This is a genomic window from Blautia marasmi, assembly GCF_900258535.1.
GTDB lineage: Bacteria > Bacillota > Clostridia > Lachnospirales > Lachnospiraceae > Blautia > Blautia hominis.
In genome coordinates, this window is record NZ_OIWX01000001.1 from 6031264 (window position 1) to 6050763 (window position 19500).

Here is a 19500-nt window from a genome sequence, read left to right on the forward strand (position 1 = left end):
TGTGAAATGGTGGAGCAGACACCGTTCGGATAAAGAGAGACAGCAGAAAGATAAATGGGGGAAGGATCATGATCGACGTGAAAGACTTGCGCTTTTCTTACAAAAAGGCCCGTGAAACGCTGCATGGCCTTACATTCTCTGTGACAGACGGAGAAATTTTCGGATTTTTGGGACCAAATGGTTCCGGCAAATCCACAACGCAGAAGATATTAACAGGAATCCTTGGGGGTTACCATGGTGAGGTGTCACTTTTCGGACAAAAACCAAATGAAGGCCAAAAGGACTTCCGGAATGAAATAGGTGTTCTTTTTGAATTTCCATATCTTTATACTAATTTGAGCGCTCTCGATAACCTGAATTATTTTGCCTCTTTCTATCCGGCGGGTAAAAGAAGGGATGCAATGGAACTTTTAGAGATGTTGGAATTTAAAAAAGATTTTTTGAAAAAACCGGTATCTTTTTATTCAAAAGGAATGAGACAGCGTGTCAGTATGGCCAGAGCTTTGATGAATCATCCCAGACTACTGTTTCTGGATGAACCAACCAGTGGACTTGACCCATCAGGTGCAGTCCTGTTTCGGAAGATCATTGAGCAGGAACGCCGAAAAGGCACTACTGTCTTTCTCACCACCCATAACATGATGGACGCTGACCTGCTGTGTGACAGGGTGGCGTTTATTGCCGACGGTGAGATCAAAGCGCTGGACACACCTAAAAGGTTAAAAGAGCAAAGGAGCGGCAATGCAGCGGAAATCGTATATACCTACGAAAACAAACGCTGTTCTCTCAGTCTTGAACTGCCCCGGCTGACCCAGGCTTTCCCATTTCCCCATGATAAGATCATAAGTATCCATACAAAAGAACCGACTTTAGAGGACATCTTTATCCAATATACAGGAAAGGGGCTGATATAATGGGACATGCGCTGTTGTCTTTGGTTAAAAAAGATCTGCGCCTGATGGTGGCTTCAAAGTTTTTCCTGCTGGCGCTTGGTTCCCTAATTCTCTACTCCAGCTATATCCATCTGGCCTATGTACGCCTGGATCAGGAAATTTACCCGGTATACCTCTATGATCCTCACGGCATTCAAACTGTAGCCGCACAAAAAACCGTGAAAGCAGATACCCTCAAGCAACTGCAGGAAGCCTGTTCAGACGGCTATGCCGTAGGCATCGACGCTTCAGGTCAGATTCCGCGGATATATATGGTCTCTTCCGGTTTGGAGAGCACAGACAACAGCCGGGCAGCTTATGCAGTGTCACTGCTTTCTTCTATAGACCGAACAAAAGCTGAAATCATAGGCGCTCATGACAAAGAGATGAAAAGCCGGCGGGAGATCACCTGCGAGTTTCTCTTTTTTGAATTGTCCGCGGTAGGTTTTCTTGGCCTGGCCTCAACACTATACAAAGAAAAACAGATGGGGGTGATCCGGGTACACAGTACACTGCCGGTAAGCCGGACAGCCTTTATTCTCACAAAACTGACACTCTTCGTTCTAGCGGACTTAATCTTCTCCATTTTGCTCACACTGATAAACCTGGGACTTTTGGGGGGATTTTCTGTACTGCCTGCAGTTATGGTCCAGGCAGGTATCCTTTCGGCCATCATGGCACTTACTGGCTTCTTCTTTGCTATATGCCTGCAGGGTTTCCGGCAGTTTTCTCTTCTGTATCTTGTATTTGCCGTATTTATCACAACACCTGTATTTCTTGCAGGACAGACGGGTATTTCCTTGGACTGGATCGTGTACCATCCTATGTATCACCTGTTTATGGCTATGAAAAACGCATACTTCGGTGTAAAACCGGCGGGAATTCTCTGCTATACTGCCTGTACAACTGCTATTATCCTATTGTTTACAGCCGTCCGCCAGGCACTGGTTCGGGAAATGGCAAAGGAGGGATGACATTGCTTGGGATAAAATTTCAATTAAAAAACATTCGCCGGGACAAGATGTGTATTCTGACCTTTCTCCTTCCTATCCTGGCCGGATTAGCTATCAACCTGCTGTCAGGCATTGGCTTCACCTCTGTCAGTGAAACTGCTTTTGCTGCCGTCAAAGGAAATCTCAGACCTGATACTGCCTCTTGGCTTCAGAGCATAGGCCGGGTGGAAACTTTTGAGAATATGGGAGATCTGAGGATCGCAGTCAATGAACCTTCCACACAGCTTATTGGAGTGATACAAAAAGGAGAGGACATTACAGCTATTCTTTCCGGTGATGAACTGGAAGTAAATACTGTTATAGGAAATACCCTCCCACAGCTATATAAGGAGCGCTTAAAACTATCCTCCTATGAAATGGATATTCAGCCGGGCAAAAGCAATGATAGTTTAAGATCACTTTTGACCGCCATTACACTGGTAACTGCACTGTTCATGGGGTGTACATTCAATGCTATGAATATGATCAGCGAAAAAGAAGATGGTATTGGATTTGTTAATGAAGTGATACCTATGACTAAGATGAACTATATGGTCCAGAAAATTTCTCTTGGGTATATGGGTGCCGTGCTGTCCGCTGTTCTCACAGCATTAATCTGTACGCATATACAATCCCGCATGATGCTCCCCTTGGTCTTGATCATTATGTTGTCCGCTTTCTTAGCTGCTCTTGTGGGATTGTTCATTGGACAATTTTCAGATGGGCTTATGTCCGGGATTGTCTGCATCAAGATAATTATGATACTGTTTCTCGCACCTCCGGTGCTGTTCTATCTGGTTCTTTCAAAAGACAGCGTTCTGTATACCTTAACGTATCTGCTGCCATCCAGCGCGGCTTTTTACGGAATTCTGGATCTCATAACCGGGTCTGCCAGACAAATACCGGAATACATCTGTGTGCTTCTGTTTCACTGTATTGTCTGGCTGACCGTATATCTTTTTATAAATCACCGCAAAAGTTCCTAGGCAGGAAAACTCATATGCTTTACAGCGGCCGGACAATCCCCGGCCGTTTCTTTTATCTGGAGATATCTTTTCTTAATTTATCAACTATTTCCCGGATACACCCATCCTCAAAGGGGGAGCGCAGACCGGCTTTCTGAAGAAGATTTTCAAAATAATCTGAGGCAGATAGTCTGCAGAGCTTTAAATAACTCTTCCAAGCCTCCTCATAATTCTCCTGCATTTTATTTTTATATTCAAATGCACAGAGCTGTGCGATCACATAGTCGATATAGTAGAGAGGAAAACTGTATATATGATGCTGTCTCTGCCAGTAACCGCCATCCGCAAAGAACTGCAGGCTGCCGTAATCCAAATGAGGCTTATAGACATGTTCCAGCTCCTTCCAAACGGATTTTCTTTCAGCCGGCGTCATATCCGGTTTATCATAAATCCGGTGCTGGAATTCATCCACCATGCAGCCGTACGGGATAAATAGAACCGCATCCTCCAGATGCATTTCCTGATATGCCTTTGCCTCTTCTCCTGCAAAAAACAGTGAATACCAAGGTTCTGCAAAGAATTCCATAGACATGGAATGGATCTCTGCAGTCTCCATACCGATATCTGCGTGTTCACGAATCAAGTCTTCGGATGCCAGATATCCCTGAAACGCATGACCACACTCGTGAGTAATCACATTCACATCATCACTGGTTCCGTTAAAGTTGGCAAAAATGAACGGAGACTTATAGTCCGGTATATACGTCATATATCCGCCTACTGCTTTTGTCTTTCTTCCAAACACGTCCAGCAGTTCATTCTCTATCATAAAATCAAAGAATTCTCTAGTCTCTTTGGAAAGCTCCCCGTACATTTTCTGTCCGGCTTCCAGAATCTCTTCCGGTTTACCAAAAGGCTGGGGATTCCCTTTTGTTCCATACACCTGTTCATCTGAAAAATACATCTTAGAAAGCCCCAGACGCTTTCTCCTCTGCTCATACAGACTTTCCGCGAACGGAACAAATACTTCCTTTACCTGCCGCCTTAAATTCTCCACCTGTACTCTCTGGTAACTGTTCCTCTGCATGCGCAGATATCCCAGTTCTGTATAGGTTTCAAATCCCAGCTCTTTTGCCTGAAGCGTCCTGTTCTTTACCAGCTTATCATACAGTTCATCCAACTTGTCCTCAATACTCATAAAAAACGCATTCTGTTTTTCATAGGCTTTTCTTCGGACTTCGGGGTCTTTGTGCTTGAGGTAAGGACCTAACAGAGACAGATTTAAAGTCTCCCCATCCCAATCTATTTTTGCACTGGCCAGCAGTTTTTCATACTCTGTCACCAGGGCATTTTCCTCCTGCATGAGGGGAATCACCGCTTCACTCACAGAGCGGAAGGAAAGTTCCATATTCTTAAAAGCTACAGGCCCGATTATCTGCTCCAGTTCCTCCCGGTACAAAGAATGATACAACAGTTTCAAATATTCCACAGATAAGTTGCTGTAAGCGGGAACCTGCTCATCATAATAAGCCTTTTCTTTTTCATAAAAAGCGTCTGTGGTATCCATACTGTGCCGGATGGATGCCAGGGTCACCTGTGTGGACACTTTATCTGAGAGCCGATAATATTTTTTATGGATCTCAAACTGTTCCTGTGCGCTTTTCGCCATTTTAAAGGCTTCCATCAGTCCCAGCAGTTCCTCTTTTACCTTCTCAAAGTCAATTCTCTCATAGGGCATGTCACAAAATTTCATATTGGTCTCCTCGCTTTTCACTGGATTTATTACTATGCGGTTCTTACAGGTTCTTTACTTTGAATTCCCGCTCAGCTTCCCTTTTCTGGTCCTTTTTGGCAATATCCTGTCTCTTATCGTACAGCTTCTTGCCTTTTGCGATTCCGACCTCCACTTTCACAAGGCTGCCTTTAAAGTAAACTTTAAGCGGTACCAGAGTATATCCTTTCTCTGCTATTTTTCCCGCAATCTTGCGTATTTCATACTGATGCAGCAAAAGTTTTCTGGTTCTGAGAGGATCTTTATTGAAAATGTTTCCTTTTTCATAAGGACTGATATGCATGCCATAAACAAAGACCTCACCTCGGTCAATCTGGATAAATGATTCCTTGATGCTGCATTTTCCCATGCGCATGGACTTTACCTCAGTACCTGCAAGCTCGATCCCTGCCTCATAGGTATCCTCTATAAAATAATCATGATATGCTTTTTTGTTGTTTGCGATCAGACGAATCCCTGATTCTTTTCCCATAATCTTATTCCTTTCCTCTCACCTTTTCTGCACTCTCCTCGGTTACTGGCGAAAAATCCACTGTCTTTGTAACGATATCCGCATTCTCTACCCGTACCTTTATCTTTTGTCCCATAACATATTGTCTCTTGGTGGTTTCTCCGGTCAGACTGTAATGTTCCCTGTCAAAGACATAGTAGTCATCTGTCAGAGTGTTGACATGTACCAGCCCTTCCACAGTACTTAAAAGCTCCACATATAGTCCCCACTCCATAACACCGGATATGGTCCCCTCAAAGATCTCACCGAGATGGGCTGCCATATATTCTGCCTTCTTCATTTTCACAGTTTCCCGTTCCACTTCCTCTGCCCTGCGCTCCAGGGTACTAGACTGGTTGGCCACTGCATCCAAAAAATCAGCATAATGCTTTTTCTTCTCCTGGGTCATCCTTCCATGAATGGTCTCTTTTATGATCCGGTGTATCTGCAGGTCAGGATATCTCCTGATCGGGGAGGTGAAGTGGCAGTAATATCTGGCCGCCAGTCCAAAATGCCCGCTGCAGTCTGTGGTGTATTTGGCCTGTTTCATAGAACGCAGAAGGAGTCTGGAAAAGAATGGCTCACAGTCCATACCCTCAATCTCATCCAGAATACGCTGTACTTCTTTTGGGTGTATCTCCTGTTTTGCCTTTTTCACTTTAATTCCCGTTCCGCGTACCATACTAAGCACTGCTTCCATCTTTTCTGGGTCCGGATTATCATGTGTTCTGTATACAAACGGAATATCCCTGAAATAATACTCTTCCGCAACCGTCTCATTTGCCAGCAGCATAAAATCTTCGATGATCTCTGTCGCCACGTTCTGTTCATAAGAATATATCTCCGTGGGCCTGCCGTTCTCATCCAGTTTGATCTTGCTTTCCGGAAAATCAAAATCAATGGCTCCCCGCTTTCCTCTTTTCTTTCTTAGAATTCCCGACAGTTCCTGCATGAGAAAGAACATGGGCGCCAGCTCTGCGTATTCCCTGGTAATCTCCTCATCTTCATGAAGAAGAATCTTTTTCACATTTGTATACGTCATCCTCCTGTCCACATGGATGACCGTCTCGGCGATCTTATGGCCGATCACATTGCCCTTCTTATCAATATCCATCAGACAGCTCAGTGCCAGGCGGTCTTCACCGGCATTCAGGGAACAGATTCCATTGGACAATTTTTTTGGCAGCATGGGAATGACCCTGTCAACCAGGTAGACACTGGTGCCTCTTTTCAGTGCTTCTCTGTCAAGCGCGCTGTTGTACTGTACATAATTACTTACATCGGCAATATGCACTCCCAGGTGGTAAAATTCCCCTTCCTTGGTAACAGAGATGGCGTCATCCAGGTCTTTTGCATCTTCACCGTCAATGGTAACCATGGTCCAGTCTCTCAAATCCATGCGCCCGTAATAGTCCCCCTCATTGAGGGAATCTTTGATTCTCTCCGCCTGGTTCAGCACCTTTTCCGGAAATTCCATAGGCAGGTCATAACTTCTGGCCACTGACATAACATCCACGCCTTTTTCACCCTGATGTCCCAGGATCTCCTTTACTTTCCCCTCCGGATTTCTGCTTCTGGTGCCATAATTACGGATAGATGCAACCACCTTATCACCGCTGACAGCCCCCATAGAATGTTCCATGGGAATAAAGATATCCCTGGAGAATTTTCTGTTGTCAGGAACCAGAAAGCCGAAACTGTCACTTTTCTCATATGTGCCCACGACTTCTTTCATTCCACGTTCCAGCACCTTGACCACCGCGCCTTCCCTGCGGCGCCCGTCACGCTCCTCTTTTAAGATACGCACCTGCACGGTATCCTTGTGGAGCGCATCACCGGTGTGTTCCTCCGGGATAAAAATATCTTCCGCCTCACCTTCCACTTCCACAAAGCCAAACCCCTTGGCATTGCCCACAAAGATTCCGGTCAGATAAAATTCCCGTTTTCCTTTATTTTTCTTCTCATATTCACGGGAAGGCTCTTTTTCTTTCTTCCCGCTTTCTTTTCTAACCGCCTCATAGCGGCCCCGCTTGTTGATGCTTATCTTGCCTTCCTCCAGCAGCATGTCCAGGGTTTTATGAAGCTCATCCCTTTTTCCTGCCGGAATCTGCAGAAGCACTGCCAGGTCCTTTGCCCGCATGGGCGTGTACTCTTTGCAGCACATGATTTCATACAGCATCTTTCTGCGTTTTTTTACTTGTGCATTTTTTTTCAAATATTTACTCCTAACTTAAGGCGTGTTCCGCCTATAAAAATATGACACCCTTGCGTGACTGCAAGAGTGCCATCTCTTAAAATTTCAGATTCAAAACCAGTGCCAGAACGAAGAACAAAATTCCCATGATCTTTGTGGCTTTAACCAGTGCCCCTTCCATAGAACGGCCCTTGTTTTTACCCCAATAGGTATCAGCTACACCGGCAATTGTGCCCAGTCCCTGAGATTTTCCTTCCTGCATCAGAATAATAACGGTCAACCCAATACAATCAATAACGAATAAAATCGTCAGTACAATTCTCAAAATTTCCATGATTACACCTCCTAATCGTCAAACAAAATTAGTGTATCACAGTATTTCCGAGATTTCAACTGTTTTTCGGCGATTCCGACCTGTTTCTGGAAATATTTTGTTACTGCTCGCAAACAGCCGTCCCAAAAGGCGTTTTCCCCACGGGAAGCCGCGCAAAGCGTGTTACTGAACAAAAAACTACGCTTTCAGCATATTGTGAGCTGCTGCACATCTTTTATCTCTCAAATGGTGTCTCGTAGCAGGCCTGTGCGTCGAGAGAATCCTCAATTCTAAGAAGCCTGTTATATTTTGCTGTACGTTCTGAGCGGCACGGGGCCCCTGTTTTGATCTGTCCTGCATTCACTGCTACCGCCAAATCAGCGATAAACGTATCTTCACTCTCACCGGAACGGTGTGAGATCACTGCTCTGTACCCTGCTTTCTGTGCCATCTCCACAGCATCCATGGCCTCTGTCAGTGTACCGATTTGATTTACCTTGACTAGTATGGCATTTCCCGCATTTAGTTTAATACCGCATTTAAGCCTTTTAACATTTGTGACAAACAGATCGTCTCCCACAAGCTGTACTTTTTCACCCAGTTCCTGGGTCATAAGCTGCCATCCATCCCAGTCATCTTCATTTAAACCGTCTTCGATCGAAACAATGGGAAACTGATCAAGCAGTTCCCTGTAGTATTCCACCATCTCTCTGGAACTCCTCTGTACTTCACTGCCGCTCATCTGGGATTCCCCAGGGAAATAATAACAGTCTTTTTCCTGGTCATACAGTTCGCTTGCTGCAGCATCCATGGCATAACAGATTTGTTCTCCCGGTGCATATCCGCACTTTTCCACAGCCTGATTCAGGATTTCAAAGACTTCCTTGGCACTGCTTAAATTTGGTGCAAAACCACCCTCATCGCCTACGCCTGTAGACAAATCTTTATCTTTCAGTATTTTTTTCAATGCCTGATAAATCTCCGTACACATGCGCAGCCCTTCATGAAAACTCTCTGTTCCCACAGGCATGATCATAAATTCCTGAAAATCCACAGTATTATCTGCATGTTTTCCACCATTTAAAATGTTCATCATAGGTACCGGCATTCTTTTTGCATGGCAGCCTCCCAGATATTGATAGAGAGGAAGCTTCAGCGCTTTAGCAGCCGCCTTTGCTACAGCCAGTGATACGCCCAGAACTGCATTGGCGCCTATATGCTCTTTGTTGTCTGTTCCGTCTGCCTCCAGAAGAAGGCTGTCAATATGGCACTGCTTCAGGGCATTTTCTCCCAGAACCGCATCTGCCAGTTTTACATTGACGTTGTTCACAGCCTTCTGGACACCCAGGCCTCGATACCTCTTTTCTCCGTCTCTAAGTTCCACTGCTTCAAATCTTCCCGTGGATGCACCGGAAGGAACGATTGCCCTGCCTGTCACCCCGTCTTTTCCCACTATTCCTTCACCGACTGTCACTTCAACTTCCACGGTCGGATTTCCTCTGGAGTCTAATACTTCTCTGGCGTATACCTTTCGTATTGGCAAATAACGATACATGGCATTACCTCCTGCAATTTCTTCATACAAAACTAGTATTGTCTGGCTGAAGTAAAAATATGCCTTGACAAATTATTTTACGTTGTCAGGATTTATTCTGTGTTTCAAAAATTTTCCATACATTTGCCGGGTCTGTCACATCCTTTTCCGTAAGATCTGTGGTCTGGATCGCAAAAGCCTTCAGATCAATATCCGTCTCCGCCTCCTCCATGGAAGTTCCGTCCGGCATCTTTTCCCCTTCAATCACATTGGCAAATGTCACGGAACTGAACAGCTCCGGTGTTGTTACTCCTTTTGCCAGTGCAGTACAGACTGAATCTGTTCCGTATACATATTTATACTCATGTGCCACAACTACATTACTCTCATTTTTTACTTCTGCAGCATTTCCCATTTTCGTCCAGCCGCTGTTGACCGTCCAGGAATAGAGTTCCGTAAGTGCCTTTGGGTTTCTGCTACCATCCTGATTTGCAGTGATAACATTGGCAACAGGCACCTGGACTGTGACAAAGACAAAGGCGTCATTTATTCCTACGTTTGTCACTTTTGGATCTTTTATCAGTTTTTTATTTGGCGTAATATCCTGTTTTTCCTTGTCCGGTACTGCGTCCCACTTGGGTTCTGTCAGTGTGATATCCACTTTACCGATGGTGAGATGGTTTTTCACCTGTTCTGTATCCGTAAAATAGGCTGCTGCACTTCCAATCAAAAATATAGCTGCCAGTGCCAGGCATAAGATCACTGCTTGTTTCTTATTTTTCATTGTTATTTTTCTCATGGTATTTTCCTCCTGAAAATTTCACTGTTTTTAGTAGTATAAATAAAACCACACTGCCCACTGTAAAAAATACGGCAAACTCTCCGGCATTTCTCATAAATGCTTTTCCCACATACGGAACCGTAAACAAAACCCGTCCTTTTATCTGGTGTTCTCTCACCAAAGCCGGATCCGGTGTTTGATTTGCATCCCCCTTAGTCACCATTCCTGCTTCTGTCTTTCGGATGATCCGATGCAGGACCAATTCCCCGTCGTTTCTCTTAAAAGCCAGAATATCCCCCTGTTCCATGCAGCTGGCATCTGCATGGAGATTTACCCAGGATATACTTCCCGTTTTTATAGCCGGTTCCATGGAACCGCTGACCACAATAAAAGGGCGTATCCCTATGATGCATAACAGAAGGTTGAGTATCAATACCAGGCATAGTGCCCAGTAAACGATCTCCCCGGCCAGATAACATGCCCTTTTCATGACTTTCTCCATTTCCAGGCTGCGAAAGCTCCGGCTAAAGATCCCAGACACAGGACTGCCGTCAGAATGATCGGTGCATCATCCCCTGTTTTCGGGGAGTGCACCGTCTGTACCTCTTTTGACCAGTCCCCATCCCCCACAGCCTCCACCGTCACCACGATATCCAGACTGTTTTCCGTATAATATTTTCTGATATTCCCTTTGTCGTCATATTTTGTATTCCAATTTGGGGGGATCGTGAAAGAACGGAAGATATCTGTTTTCTCACCTTTTTTTAATTTTTTCTCATAGTAATACCAGCCATCCTCATGCTTTTTCCAGCCCTTTGGCATTCCCTTTATCATATCCTCCGTGACAGGGATTTCCACTTTCTTCCCCATGGAAACTTCAATCTTAGCCCTGATCTCACATGTATTCTGCAGATTGGTGACTCTGGGGATCTTCACAATTTCCTGTCCCGGCATCACAGCCTCCAAGTCTTGCCATGTCACCTCCCGGCCTTTTTTATCCAGAGTAAACTCTTCAAGCCTGATATCCACCTTTCCCTTTGCCTTCTCCAATCCTGTCTGTCCGGCAAAGACAAGGCGGGGCAGGCTTAATCCCAAAAGCAGAAGGAAGAAACACAATGTCTGAAAATATCGCTTTCTCCTCATACACTCCCCTCCTCATTCCACGCCTTCTGATTCTTTTCAAAATGTTTCCACGCTTCCTGCCAGGCCTCTTTTAAAAACTGCCCCTGCTGGTAGGATTCCGCATAGACGTTCAGAGAGAAGCCGCGCTTTAGCAGTTCTTCCGGGGCATCTTTTGCCACTTCAATCTGTTTCAAAAGTTCTGTTGTGATCTCACCTATCTCCAGCGCACTTTTATAATAATAATATCCGTCTTCCGCTTTTACCCAGTTTTCTGTGTCCAGTCCCAGGTTCAGATATGGCAGGATCCCCTCGTCATCCAGAAGAAGCCTGCACCGCACAAAACAGCTGGATTTACCTTTATTGGTGATCTGCACACTTTTTGCTATGATCTCACCGGGCTTCAGTTCATCCGGTGGATGGAATTCCTCTGTTATCTCCAGATTGCTGTCTCCCGGCTTGATCCGGTTGCTGCGCGCGTCCTGGTCACTGAAATAGGCACTCCCCACGCCCACCGCTAACCCGGCTGCTGTCAGCAGAAGGATCAGCAGCAGCAGTGCCGCAGCTTCTCTCCGCATCTCTCTTTTCCTGACTTCACTCATTTTCTACCTTTTCCCTCTTCAAAATAATATTTTCACAGACAGATGTATCTGACCAGTCCTGCCATTCATCTTTCCGGTTGATAAAGACTGCATGACCTGCATCGTTTTGGATCAGATCAAATTCCACGGTATCCAGTGCTCTGACACCTCCTGAAATTTCTGTAATGTCTTTCAGTGAATACCGCATGACTTTCATCTCACGAGCGGTATATGTGCCGGCTGGCAATTCCAAAAATGTGATGGTCCTGCGGACTTTATTATCATTGTTTTTCTCCTGTTCCACATATTCTTTTGTAAATTCCGTAATGCCGTGAAGAATATGGGAGTTTCCTTCCAAATCCACCCCTTCTACTTCAAACAGAAAAATAGGATTACCGTTTGCAAAATTTATTTCATCGGCATTTATCTCCTTCTCCAATACGATCTTTACGGTCCTCGGCGTATTTTCTGCGGTAAGCTCCACTGTTTTGCCGGTGGATTCCTTATTTATGGCAAACTCAATCTTTTTGTCAGACAGCTCATATCCATCCGGAGCCGTCTGTTCAATAAAGAAGTAACTGTTCCAGGGTAAATCCTTGACGATGATACACCCCTCCTCGTCCGTGGTATACTCTCCTACTTTTTGGTTTTTGCCTGTATACAGATAAAAGACCGCCCCTTTTAAGGTTTTGCCAGACCCTGAAGATATTTTTTTCAGCGTCACACTTCCCTTTTTCACAGGCTCTTCTGACCGTACGCTTTTACGGTACACACTCTGAGTCAAATCTGTATTTGTAAAGGTCACTGTGTAGGTTTTTTTATCCAGTTCATACCCTTTTGGGGCAGTAATCTCCTTTACCGTATAGGTCCCTGTGGCAAGTGGAACACTGGTTGCTTTTCCTGATGTATTTGTGGTCATTTTATCAACCACAGTGCCGGCCTTATTTTTTACCTCATATACCGCACCCGAAAACTCAGCATTTCCCTGCGGTTTTGTCTCACCGGTCTCCTTGTCCGCTTTTTGGAGATCTATGTAGCAGCTCACTGCCTTTTTGGGAATCTGTGCCGTGACTGTTTTTTTGTGGGCTGCAGAACCCCCACCGCCCTCCAGCATGGTCACCATTTGGTATTTGGAATTATTGCTTTTATAGACCCAGCCCGCCAGATACAGAGAATGTTCGCCTGATATGGAAGCTGTGACCTTAGCACCTTTTTCCTGCAGCAGCAGATATTGTGATTTGGGAATCCAGATTCTGAACGCTGACGCGTCACCGCTGTCTTTCCAGATAACTGTGGCACCGTTGTCCGCGGTTCCTTTTTTTGAAGTGATATACTCACTGCAGTCTGTGATCCCGTCTGACAAATTCTGGTTTATCCATTTTGTTATAAATCCCTCTTTGCCATTATAAGCCTGCGCGGTCCATGTAACACTTGTCTCGGACAAGGTATAGTCAAAGCTTCGCCAGCCATCGGCAAAAGGTGTATAATAGGGGGGATGATTTGCATCGTTCACCATCTTGTTTATGATGTTATAGAATTGCTCTTTTTTTGATCCTTTGAGATGATTGTACAGAGTGTTCAGGGAGAATTCCCCGTTGACTATATGAATCGCATACTGAGTGGCCAGCGCATCGTATTTCCAGCCGTATCCTGTCCTGTAATTCGGCCACAGACTCTCTTTCCCCCAGTATCGGCAGCCCCAGTACATAAGATATGCAATAGACGGTGAGACACGCCCTGCCCCATCCCAGGTGATCTGCCCTTCCGGCGCATTATGCTGATACTGCACACAGTATAGAAGACGCCACTTTCCCCGCATATCCGGGTTGTCGGTATCGCTGGAGTCCACATACTTGATAGATACGTTATAAGGGTCATCCAGATTTAAAAGTCCGGGATCTATAGAACCCAGGGATTCCTTCCAGCCAACCTGTATGGTGCTGGTCACTGCACTTCTCATGTGCATATCGGAAATTCTGGAATACTGGCCCGGTACCGGTTCCTCCAGCGCCTTTTCCAATGTATCCTGTTCCTCCTTATGCTCTTCCTCCTTCCGGTTTTCTTCCTCTGTGTTCTCTTCCCCTGTGTTTTCTTCCTCTGTGTTTTCTTCCTCTGTGTTTTCTTCCTCCTTGTTTTCTTCCTCCTGCTCGTTTCCCTGGCTTACTTCCGTATTGCCGCTTCCGAAAGAATTATCGGGCTGTTTTTCCCCAGTGCCGGTTTCCGCATTATCCGAACGTTCCGGCTCCTTGAGACTGCCTGGGTCTTCCGGACTTTCCGCATCAACATGAGGCTCTGAATCTGCCGTTCCATTTAAATCATCCGGATTCTGCTCTGCCTTTTGCGCTTTTGCCTTCTCCTGTATCTGCGCAGACCTTCCTTCTTCTGTCTTTTTCTGTATCTGTGCAGTCATCAGATCGACCTTGGCTTTCGCACAAATATTTTCCCTGTTTTTCTGTTTATATTTGGATTCCACGACAGAATTTTGGAGGATTGCGCTCTTTTGTACAGCCTCCTGACCGGATATACAGAGCTCCCCTGATCGCAGCACTCCTGGCCGACCGGAAACCTTCTGCATTCCTTCTGTTTCCAAACCTGAATGACCGGAGACTTTTTGTGATCCTGCAGATGTACCGGGGACAGACTTTTCCCTTCCCCCTGTCTCCAGACCGGAACTCTGGCCTGTTCCTGACATCTGCCCGGATTCCATGTCTTTTTCATAACCTGACGTTCCCTTATCACCTGTCTTGATACCGGAACTATATTTTGCTTCCTCCCCTGTGGTGCTGCACAATCTCCTTTTCTGACTGTTAACATGCTCTGCATCCTCCTTTGTGGTGCTGCACAATCTCCTTTTCTGACTGTTACCATGCTCTGCTTCCTCCTTATGATATGCGATTTTCTCCTTTTCTACGGACTGCAGTCCGCGTTCCTGTACTCTGCCTGCCCTGAATGGAGGGCCTTTTCCCTCCGAAGCGGTCCGGATAGCCTGCCCCATTGCATCTGCATACAGAATCTCCCCGCCTTTTTCGGCAGAAACCGCCTGTCCACAGACAGCATTGGAAAAAAGGACCGTAAGAAGCCCTGCTGCCAGAACCTTCTTCCATTTTTTCATAAAATAACGCCCCTTTCCGCATCAGGGCATAAAATCCCCTGTAAAGGCATTTTTACCCCTTCTGCTTTTTCTTTACATTTGGAAATTTCGGCCGAATGGCCTTTTCAGATTTTCGGAATCATTCCGAGATTTGAAATGTAGATAAATCATAGCACAGGAAATTCGCAAAAACAAGACGGAAACTTTCACAAATTCCCGCCTTGTTTTACCCTGCAATTTTGTACAAATATTTTTACTTATCCCCGTTAAACTCTTTTACCGCATCAATCATAGCAACTATATTTTCAATGGGTGTGTTGGCCTGAATATTATGTATGGTGTTGAAAACATATCCCCCGTCCTTAGAGAATATCTCCAGCCGCTCCAGGACCTGCCTGCGCACTTCCTCCGGCCTGCCAAAGGGCAGTACCTGCTGCGTATCCACACCGCCGCCCCAGAACACAATATCTTTGCCGTATGTATCCTTCAGCGTTTTGGGGTCCATTCCCTCCGCGGAACATTGTACCGGATTGATCCCGTCAAATCCGCCCTCGATCATGTAGGGCAGGATTGGGAAAATACCGCCGCAGCAGTGTTTCAGTGTTTTCCATGTTGTGTGCGCATGCACCCAGTCATTCATCTTTTTATAATAAGGCATATACAGGTCCCGGAACACTTCCGGACTCATAAAAGGCCCTCTCTGGGTTCCAAAGTCCGTACCGCAGATAAACAGGATATCAATATCTGAACCGAATGCATCCCAGTATTTCCTGAAACTTTCAATGGCAATCTCTGTTCCCTTCTCAAAAACCTCCTCCACATATTCAGGATAGAGAAGGGGGGCCATATACCACTCCTGAATACTTCTGATCCCCCTGGGATTCTTCAGATTCGGTCCCGGTATATTATTAGCGTCACCCAGTCCAAAATAGCCAGGCCCCACCTGAATGGCTCTCTGTGAGCCGCTCACTTCAGCCAGAACTTTTTTGTGGTAGGCGATCTGTTCATCTGTCACATGGGTATAATCTTCCACATTGTCATCGGGATTGGCCTCATCCTCATCAAATTCCGGTGTACGTGTCAGATTGTCAAAATAAAATCCATTGGCCGGCATATGACCGGACGGCGGCAGGGTGTCATCCCCTTCTGGATATACGAAATAACCACCCTTACCGTCATCCTTTACAACTGCGTTGGATGGGATCAGAACTGTCTCACCGCGGTATTTCCACTCTTTCCAGTCTGTATTAATATGTCCGTAAGTATCTCCATAATTATAAAGCTGCTGCACATCACATCCCAGACAGTCTGCCAGATCAGGCTCCACAAAAGCTGTCATGGTGGACATATCATTGATTTTCGGCGGACGGTACTCCAGCCCATAATATGCCCGCAGGTCCTTCAGCACAATGGCATTGATCATGGAACAGCACATACCCCCAAAATCTACCGGCACCTTATCCGGCTGCCTGTGTTCAAACGCCGCCCGAACTCTTTCTCTTGATGTCATAACACTTCTCCTTTCTCACAGTATAGAAAGCATCCACCAAAATTGAAATCCACCTGCGCAGATACCCAAAACACTTGGTAACCATAACTGCTGACAACAGTTATAAGCTTTCTATTGCTGTACACCCATCAGCAAAATACTTTACCCTGTTTTACTGTACATCCTAAGCACACAATGCCCTCATAATAAACAAAACGTGCGCAGATAATAATTACCCACAAGTCTCCACATTTCCGTCTTGCTTGTTTCTAACTCCTAATATATACTATTCTTATAGTTTTTTCACTACTCATTCATGCTCATTAATATACATTTTGTGCTATAAGGAGGCTGCCTATGATACTGGAAAAAATACACGAGGAAGGTATGATCCCGGGAGAGCGGGGAATCATGAGCAAAAAAGGGATTTACTTCCACTCTCCCTCCCCCTTTGCCAAGGAACATCTTTTCTGCGTCTACTGGGGCGCTGAATATCTCTGTGCGCCGCCCTACCAGGTCCGGCGGAGTGGTCTGCACTCTTACCTTTTCTTCTGCATCCTGTCAGGAGAACTGCACTTTACATACAGAGAGCACGCCTTCACAGCCGCAACAGGAGATATTGTCCTTCTGGACTGTATGCACCCGCACCACTATTATACCCCAAGACAGGTCAGGTTCCAGTTCTTTCACTTTGACGGGAACATCACCCCGGACTACTGTGAATACCTCTACCGGAAAAACGGTGCCTTATTCCGGAATAAATCCGAGGCCGCCTTAACCTTCCAGCAGATTTTGGACCAGCTCCGCCTTCCCCAGCCTGATGACCACCGCCTGTCTTCCATGGTCCACACCTTACTGGGCTCCCTTGCTGCCAAGATCCGGAAGCCTCCCAGCCCATCCATCCAAAAAGCCTGCCGCTATCTGGAAACACACTTTCAGGAACCCGTTACCGTGGAGGATGCAGCACGCCAAACAGCCCTGAGCAAATATCACTTTTCAAGGGTTTTTAAGGCCGAGACCGGCTCCTCCCCTCATGAGTACCTGTCCACCCTCCGCCTGCGGCATGCAAGGGAGCTGGTCATGGAAACTACACTCTCCATAGACGCCATAGCGGCAGAATGCGGCTTTTCCAGTACCTCACACTTTATCCGGGCATTTAAAAAAGACCTGGATTTCACTCCTGCTGTTTACCGCAAATTCTTTGACCCTTCCGGATTTCAGAAGTTTCCATGATCGTAACAGTTCAGCCTTCCTCTGTCCCGTGAGGTGTTGCCTTGCAATTGCAAGGCAATCCCGAGACAGCCACGCGCCAGACTGCGGTTTATGCAGTCTGTACCCTGAAGGGCAGTACTGTGCATGCTTTTGTTGCTATGAAGCCGGAAGGCTGAATAGTAACCCCTGATCTGCATCCTGCCGCATAAGAAAGTTTGACCGAACTTTTCCGCAGCACAAAAAGAACGCTGTTCCCCGCCGGCTGCTGTAAACCGGCTGCAAGAACAGCGCTCTTTAACATTCCGTTGTATTTAGCGGATCATTTCTTGATCAGCAGGGATTTTCCGGTCATTTCTTTCGGCTGTTCCATCCCCATCATTTCAATCAATGTAGGTGCAATATCTGCCAGGCATCCGCCCTCTCTCAGACCATAACCCGGTTCTGCATTGACCAGGATAAACGGCACCGGATTTGTTGTGTGAGCAGTAAAGGTTTCGCCCGTCACATAGTCTTTCAGCTGCTCCGCGTTTCCATGGTCCGCGCAGATGAACATCTGTCCGTCCACTTCCTTCACAGCATCCACGGCTTTGCCCACACATGCATCCACGGCTTCCACGGCTTTGATAGCCGCATCTTCCACACCTGTATGGCCTACCATATCCGGATTTGCAAAGTTGATGATGATCACATCGTATTTGCCGGAACGAATGGCCTCTGTCAGCTTGTCGCAAACTTCGTATGCGCTCATCTCCGGTTTCAGGTCATATGTGGCAACCTTGGGGGATTTCACCAGGATTCTGTCCTCCCCTTTGTTTGGCTCCTCCACACCGCCGTTAAAAAAGAATGTAACGTGTGCATATTTCTCCGTCTCCGCGATACGTGCCTGCGTCATGCCATTGGCAGCCAGGAATTCACCGAACGTATTACTGATAGCTACCTTATGGAAGGCCACGTCTTTATTGGGGATGGTGGGATCATACTCAGTGAAGCATACATATGTCAGATCCAGCCTCTTATCTCTTGCAAATCCGGTAAACTCGTCATCACAGAAAGCTCTTGTGATCTCACGGGCTCTGTCAGGACGGAAGTTAAAGAAGATCACAGAATCTTTGTCTTTGATGATCCCAACCGGCTGACCGTCCTTTACAATGGCTGTCGGCTCTACAAATTCATCTGTCTTCTCTGCCGCATAGGAATCTTTCACCGCGCAAACTGGGCACTCTGCCTGATTTCCTTCCCCTTTTGTCATAACATTGTATGCTCTCTCCACACGGTCCCAGCGGTTGTCACGGTCCATGGCATAGTAGCGTCCCATAACAGATGCTACCTGGCCTACACCCAGCTCTTTCATCTTGTCATTCAGCTCTTTGATATATTCTTTGCCCGCTGTGGTAGGAGTATCACGTCCGTCCAGGAAGCAGTGTACAAATACTTTGGAAAGCCCTTCTCTCTTAGCCAGCTCCAGAATACCATATACATGAGTATTATGGCTGTGCACACCACCGTCAGAAAGAAGTCCGAATAAATGCAGTGCGGAATCATTTGCTTTTGCATTGCGTACTGCTTTCAGCAGCGCTTCGTTCTGAAAGAAATCACCGTCTTCAATCTCTTTTGTGATCCTCGTCAGCTCCTGGTAGACAATGCGGCCTGCACCCATATTCAGATGACCCACCTCGGAGTTTCCCATCTGACCTTCCGGAAGGCCTACTGCCATTCCGCTTGCATTGCCCTTTACAAAGGGGCACTGGGATTTTAACTGGTCCATAATAGGGGTCTTTGCCTCGCATACGGCATTCGCCTCACAATTGTCGTTCAGGCCATATCCATCGAGAATCATTAATACGGTTGGTTTTTTACTCATATTTTCTCTCCTTTATATGTCAAATTCCATTTCTGCGTCTTATACCTTTTTTATTTTAACAGAAATCCAGAATTTTTCAATCCTAATTACAAGATTTGGACGGTTTTTGTTAAAAAAATGACAGAAATTATAATGCATTTTGGCTCCGCTGTAC

16 protein-coding genes are annotated in these 19500 nt (G+C 46.0%); 4 read left to right on the forward strand and 12 right to left on the reverse strand.

From position 1 onward, the window contains the following. Window positions 1-68 precede the first annotated feature (68 nt). The 3 genes from C6P39_RS26635 to C6P39_RS26645 are packed head-to-tail and all read left to right on the forward strand — an operon-like array spanning window position 69 to window position 2910. Entirely contained in the window at window positions 69-914 is an 846-nt protein-coding gene (locus C6P39_RS26635; protein ID WP_104805742.1) for an ABC transporter ATP-binding protein, read from the forward strand. After that, entirely contained in the window at window positions 914-1906 is a 993-nt protein-coding gene (locus C6P39_RS26640) for an ABC transporter permease (RefSeq protein ID WP_104805743.1), read from the forward strand. The genes C6P39_RS26635 and C6P39_RS26640 overlap by 1 nt, the downstream gene beginning before the upstream one ends. 2 nt (window positions 1907-1908) lie before the next feature. Continuing rightward, a complete protein-coding gene (locus C6P39_RS26645) occupies window positions 1909-2910 on the forward strand; it encodes an ABC transporter permease (RefSeq protein ID WP_104805744.1) in 1002 nt (333 codons plus the stop codon). Window positions 2911-2962: 52 nt separating this feature from the next. Here the strand turns inward: C6P39_RS26645 and C6P39_RS26650 are convergent, their stop codons facing one another. The 11 genes from C6P39_RS26650 to C6P39_RS26700 form a co-directional block, all read right to left on the reverse strand. After that, window positions 2963-4642 (reverse strand): M3 family oligoendopeptidase, encoded by a 1680-nt coding sequence (locus C6P39_RS26650; RefSeq protein WP_104805745.1) that lies wholly within the window; start codon window positions 4640-4642, stop codon window positions 2963-2965. A gap of 43 nt (window positions 4643-4685) precedes the next feature. Next, entirely contained in the window at window positions 4686-5153 is a 468-nt protein-coding gene (smpB, locus tag C6P39_RS26655) for an SsrA-binding protein SmpB (protein WP_095172506.1), read from the reverse strand. 4 nt (window positions 5154-5157) lie between these two features. Beyond that, a complete protein-coding gene (gene rnr / locus C6P39_RS26660) occupies window positions 5158-7386 on the reverse strand; it encodes a ribonuclease R (RefSeq protein WP_207657158.1) in 2229 nt (742 codons plus the stop codon). Window positions 7387-7462: 76 nt separating this feature from the next. Beyond that, window positions 7463-7699: a preprotein translocase subunit SecG gene (gene secG, locus C6P39_RS26665; protein ID WP_095172505.1), complete on the reverse strand. Its 237-nt coding sequence runs from the start codon at window positions 7697-7699 to the stop codon at window positions 7463-7465. Between the two features lie 214 nt (window positions 7700-7913). Then, window positions 7914-9233 carry a phosphopyruvate hydratase gene (gene eno / locus C6P39_RS26670; RefSeq protein WP_104805746.1) on the reverse strand — a complete coding sequence of 440 codons (1320 nt, stop codon included), beginning with the start codon at window positions 9231-9233 and terminating at the stop codon, window positions 7914-7916. Window positions 9234-9318: 85 nt separating this feature from the next. After that, window positions 9319-10011: a TasA family protein gene (locus C6P39_RS26675; protein WP_095172503.1), complete on the reverse strand. Its 693-nt coding sequence runs from the start codon at window positions 10009-10011 to the stop codon at window positions 9319-9321. Then, window positions 9986-10483, reverse strand: a complete 498-nt coding sequence (locus C6P39_RS26680; protein ID WP_158661699.1) for a signal peptidase I — start codon at window positions 10481-10483, stop codon at window positions 9986-9988. The genes C6P39_RS26675 and C6P39_RS26680 overlap by 26 nt, the downstream gene beginning before the upstream one ends. Continuing rightward, the gene (locus C6P39_RS26685) at window positions 10480-11136 is read right to left on the reverse strand and encodes a hypothetical protein (RefSeq protein ID WP_095172501.1); all 657 of its coding nucleotides are present in this window, start codon (window positions 11134-11136) and stop codon (window positions 10480-10482) included. The genes C6P39_RS26680 and C6P39_RS26685 overlap by 4 nt, the downstream gene beginning before the upstream one ends. Next, window positions 11133-11714, reverse strand: a complete 582-nt coding sequence (locus C6P39_RS26690) for a hypothetical protein (protein ID WP_095172500.1) — start codon at window positions 11712-11714, stop codon at window positions 11133-11135. The genes C6P39_RS26685 and C6P39_RS26690 overlap by 4 nt, the downstream gene beginning before the upstream one ends. Further along, window positions 11707-14805 carry an MSCRAMM family protein gene (locus C6P39_RS27640; RefSeq protein ID WP_158661700.1) on the reverse strand — a complete coding sequence of 1033 codons (3099 nt, stop codon included), beginning with the start codon at window positions 14803-14805 and terminating at the stop codon, window positions 11707-11709. The genes C6P39_RS26690 and C6P39_RS27640 overlap by 8 nt, the downstream gene beginning before the upstream one ends. A gap of 232 nt (window positions 14806-15037) precedes the next feature. After that, on the reverse strand, window positions 15038-16294 hold the full coding sequence (locus C6P39_RS26700; protein WP_104805748.1) for a uroporphyrinogen decarboxylase family protein: 1257 nt from the start codon (window positions 16292-16294) through the stop codon (window positions 15038-15040). A gap of 336 nt (window positions 16295-16630) precedes the next feature. Between C6P39_RS26700 and C6P39_RS26705 the strand changes: the two genes are divergently transcribed. Further along, the gene (locus C6P39_RS26705; RefSeq protein ID WP_104805749.1) at window positions 16631-17506 is read left to right on the forward strand and encodes a helix-turn-helix domain-containing protein; all 876 of its coding nucleotides are present in this window, start codon (window positions 16631-16633) and stop codon (window positions 17504-17506) included. Window positions 17507-17804: 298 nt separating this feature from the next. On the opposite strand, the gene gpmI is transcribed toward C6P39_RS26705, so the two are convergent. Next, entirely contained in the window at window positions 17805-19346 is a 1542-nt protein-coding gene (gene gpmI / locus C6P39_RS26715) for a 2,3-bisphosphoglycerate-independent phosphoglycerate mutase (protein WP_095172495.1), read from the reverse strand. Window positions 19347-19500: the final 154 nt, after the last annotated feature.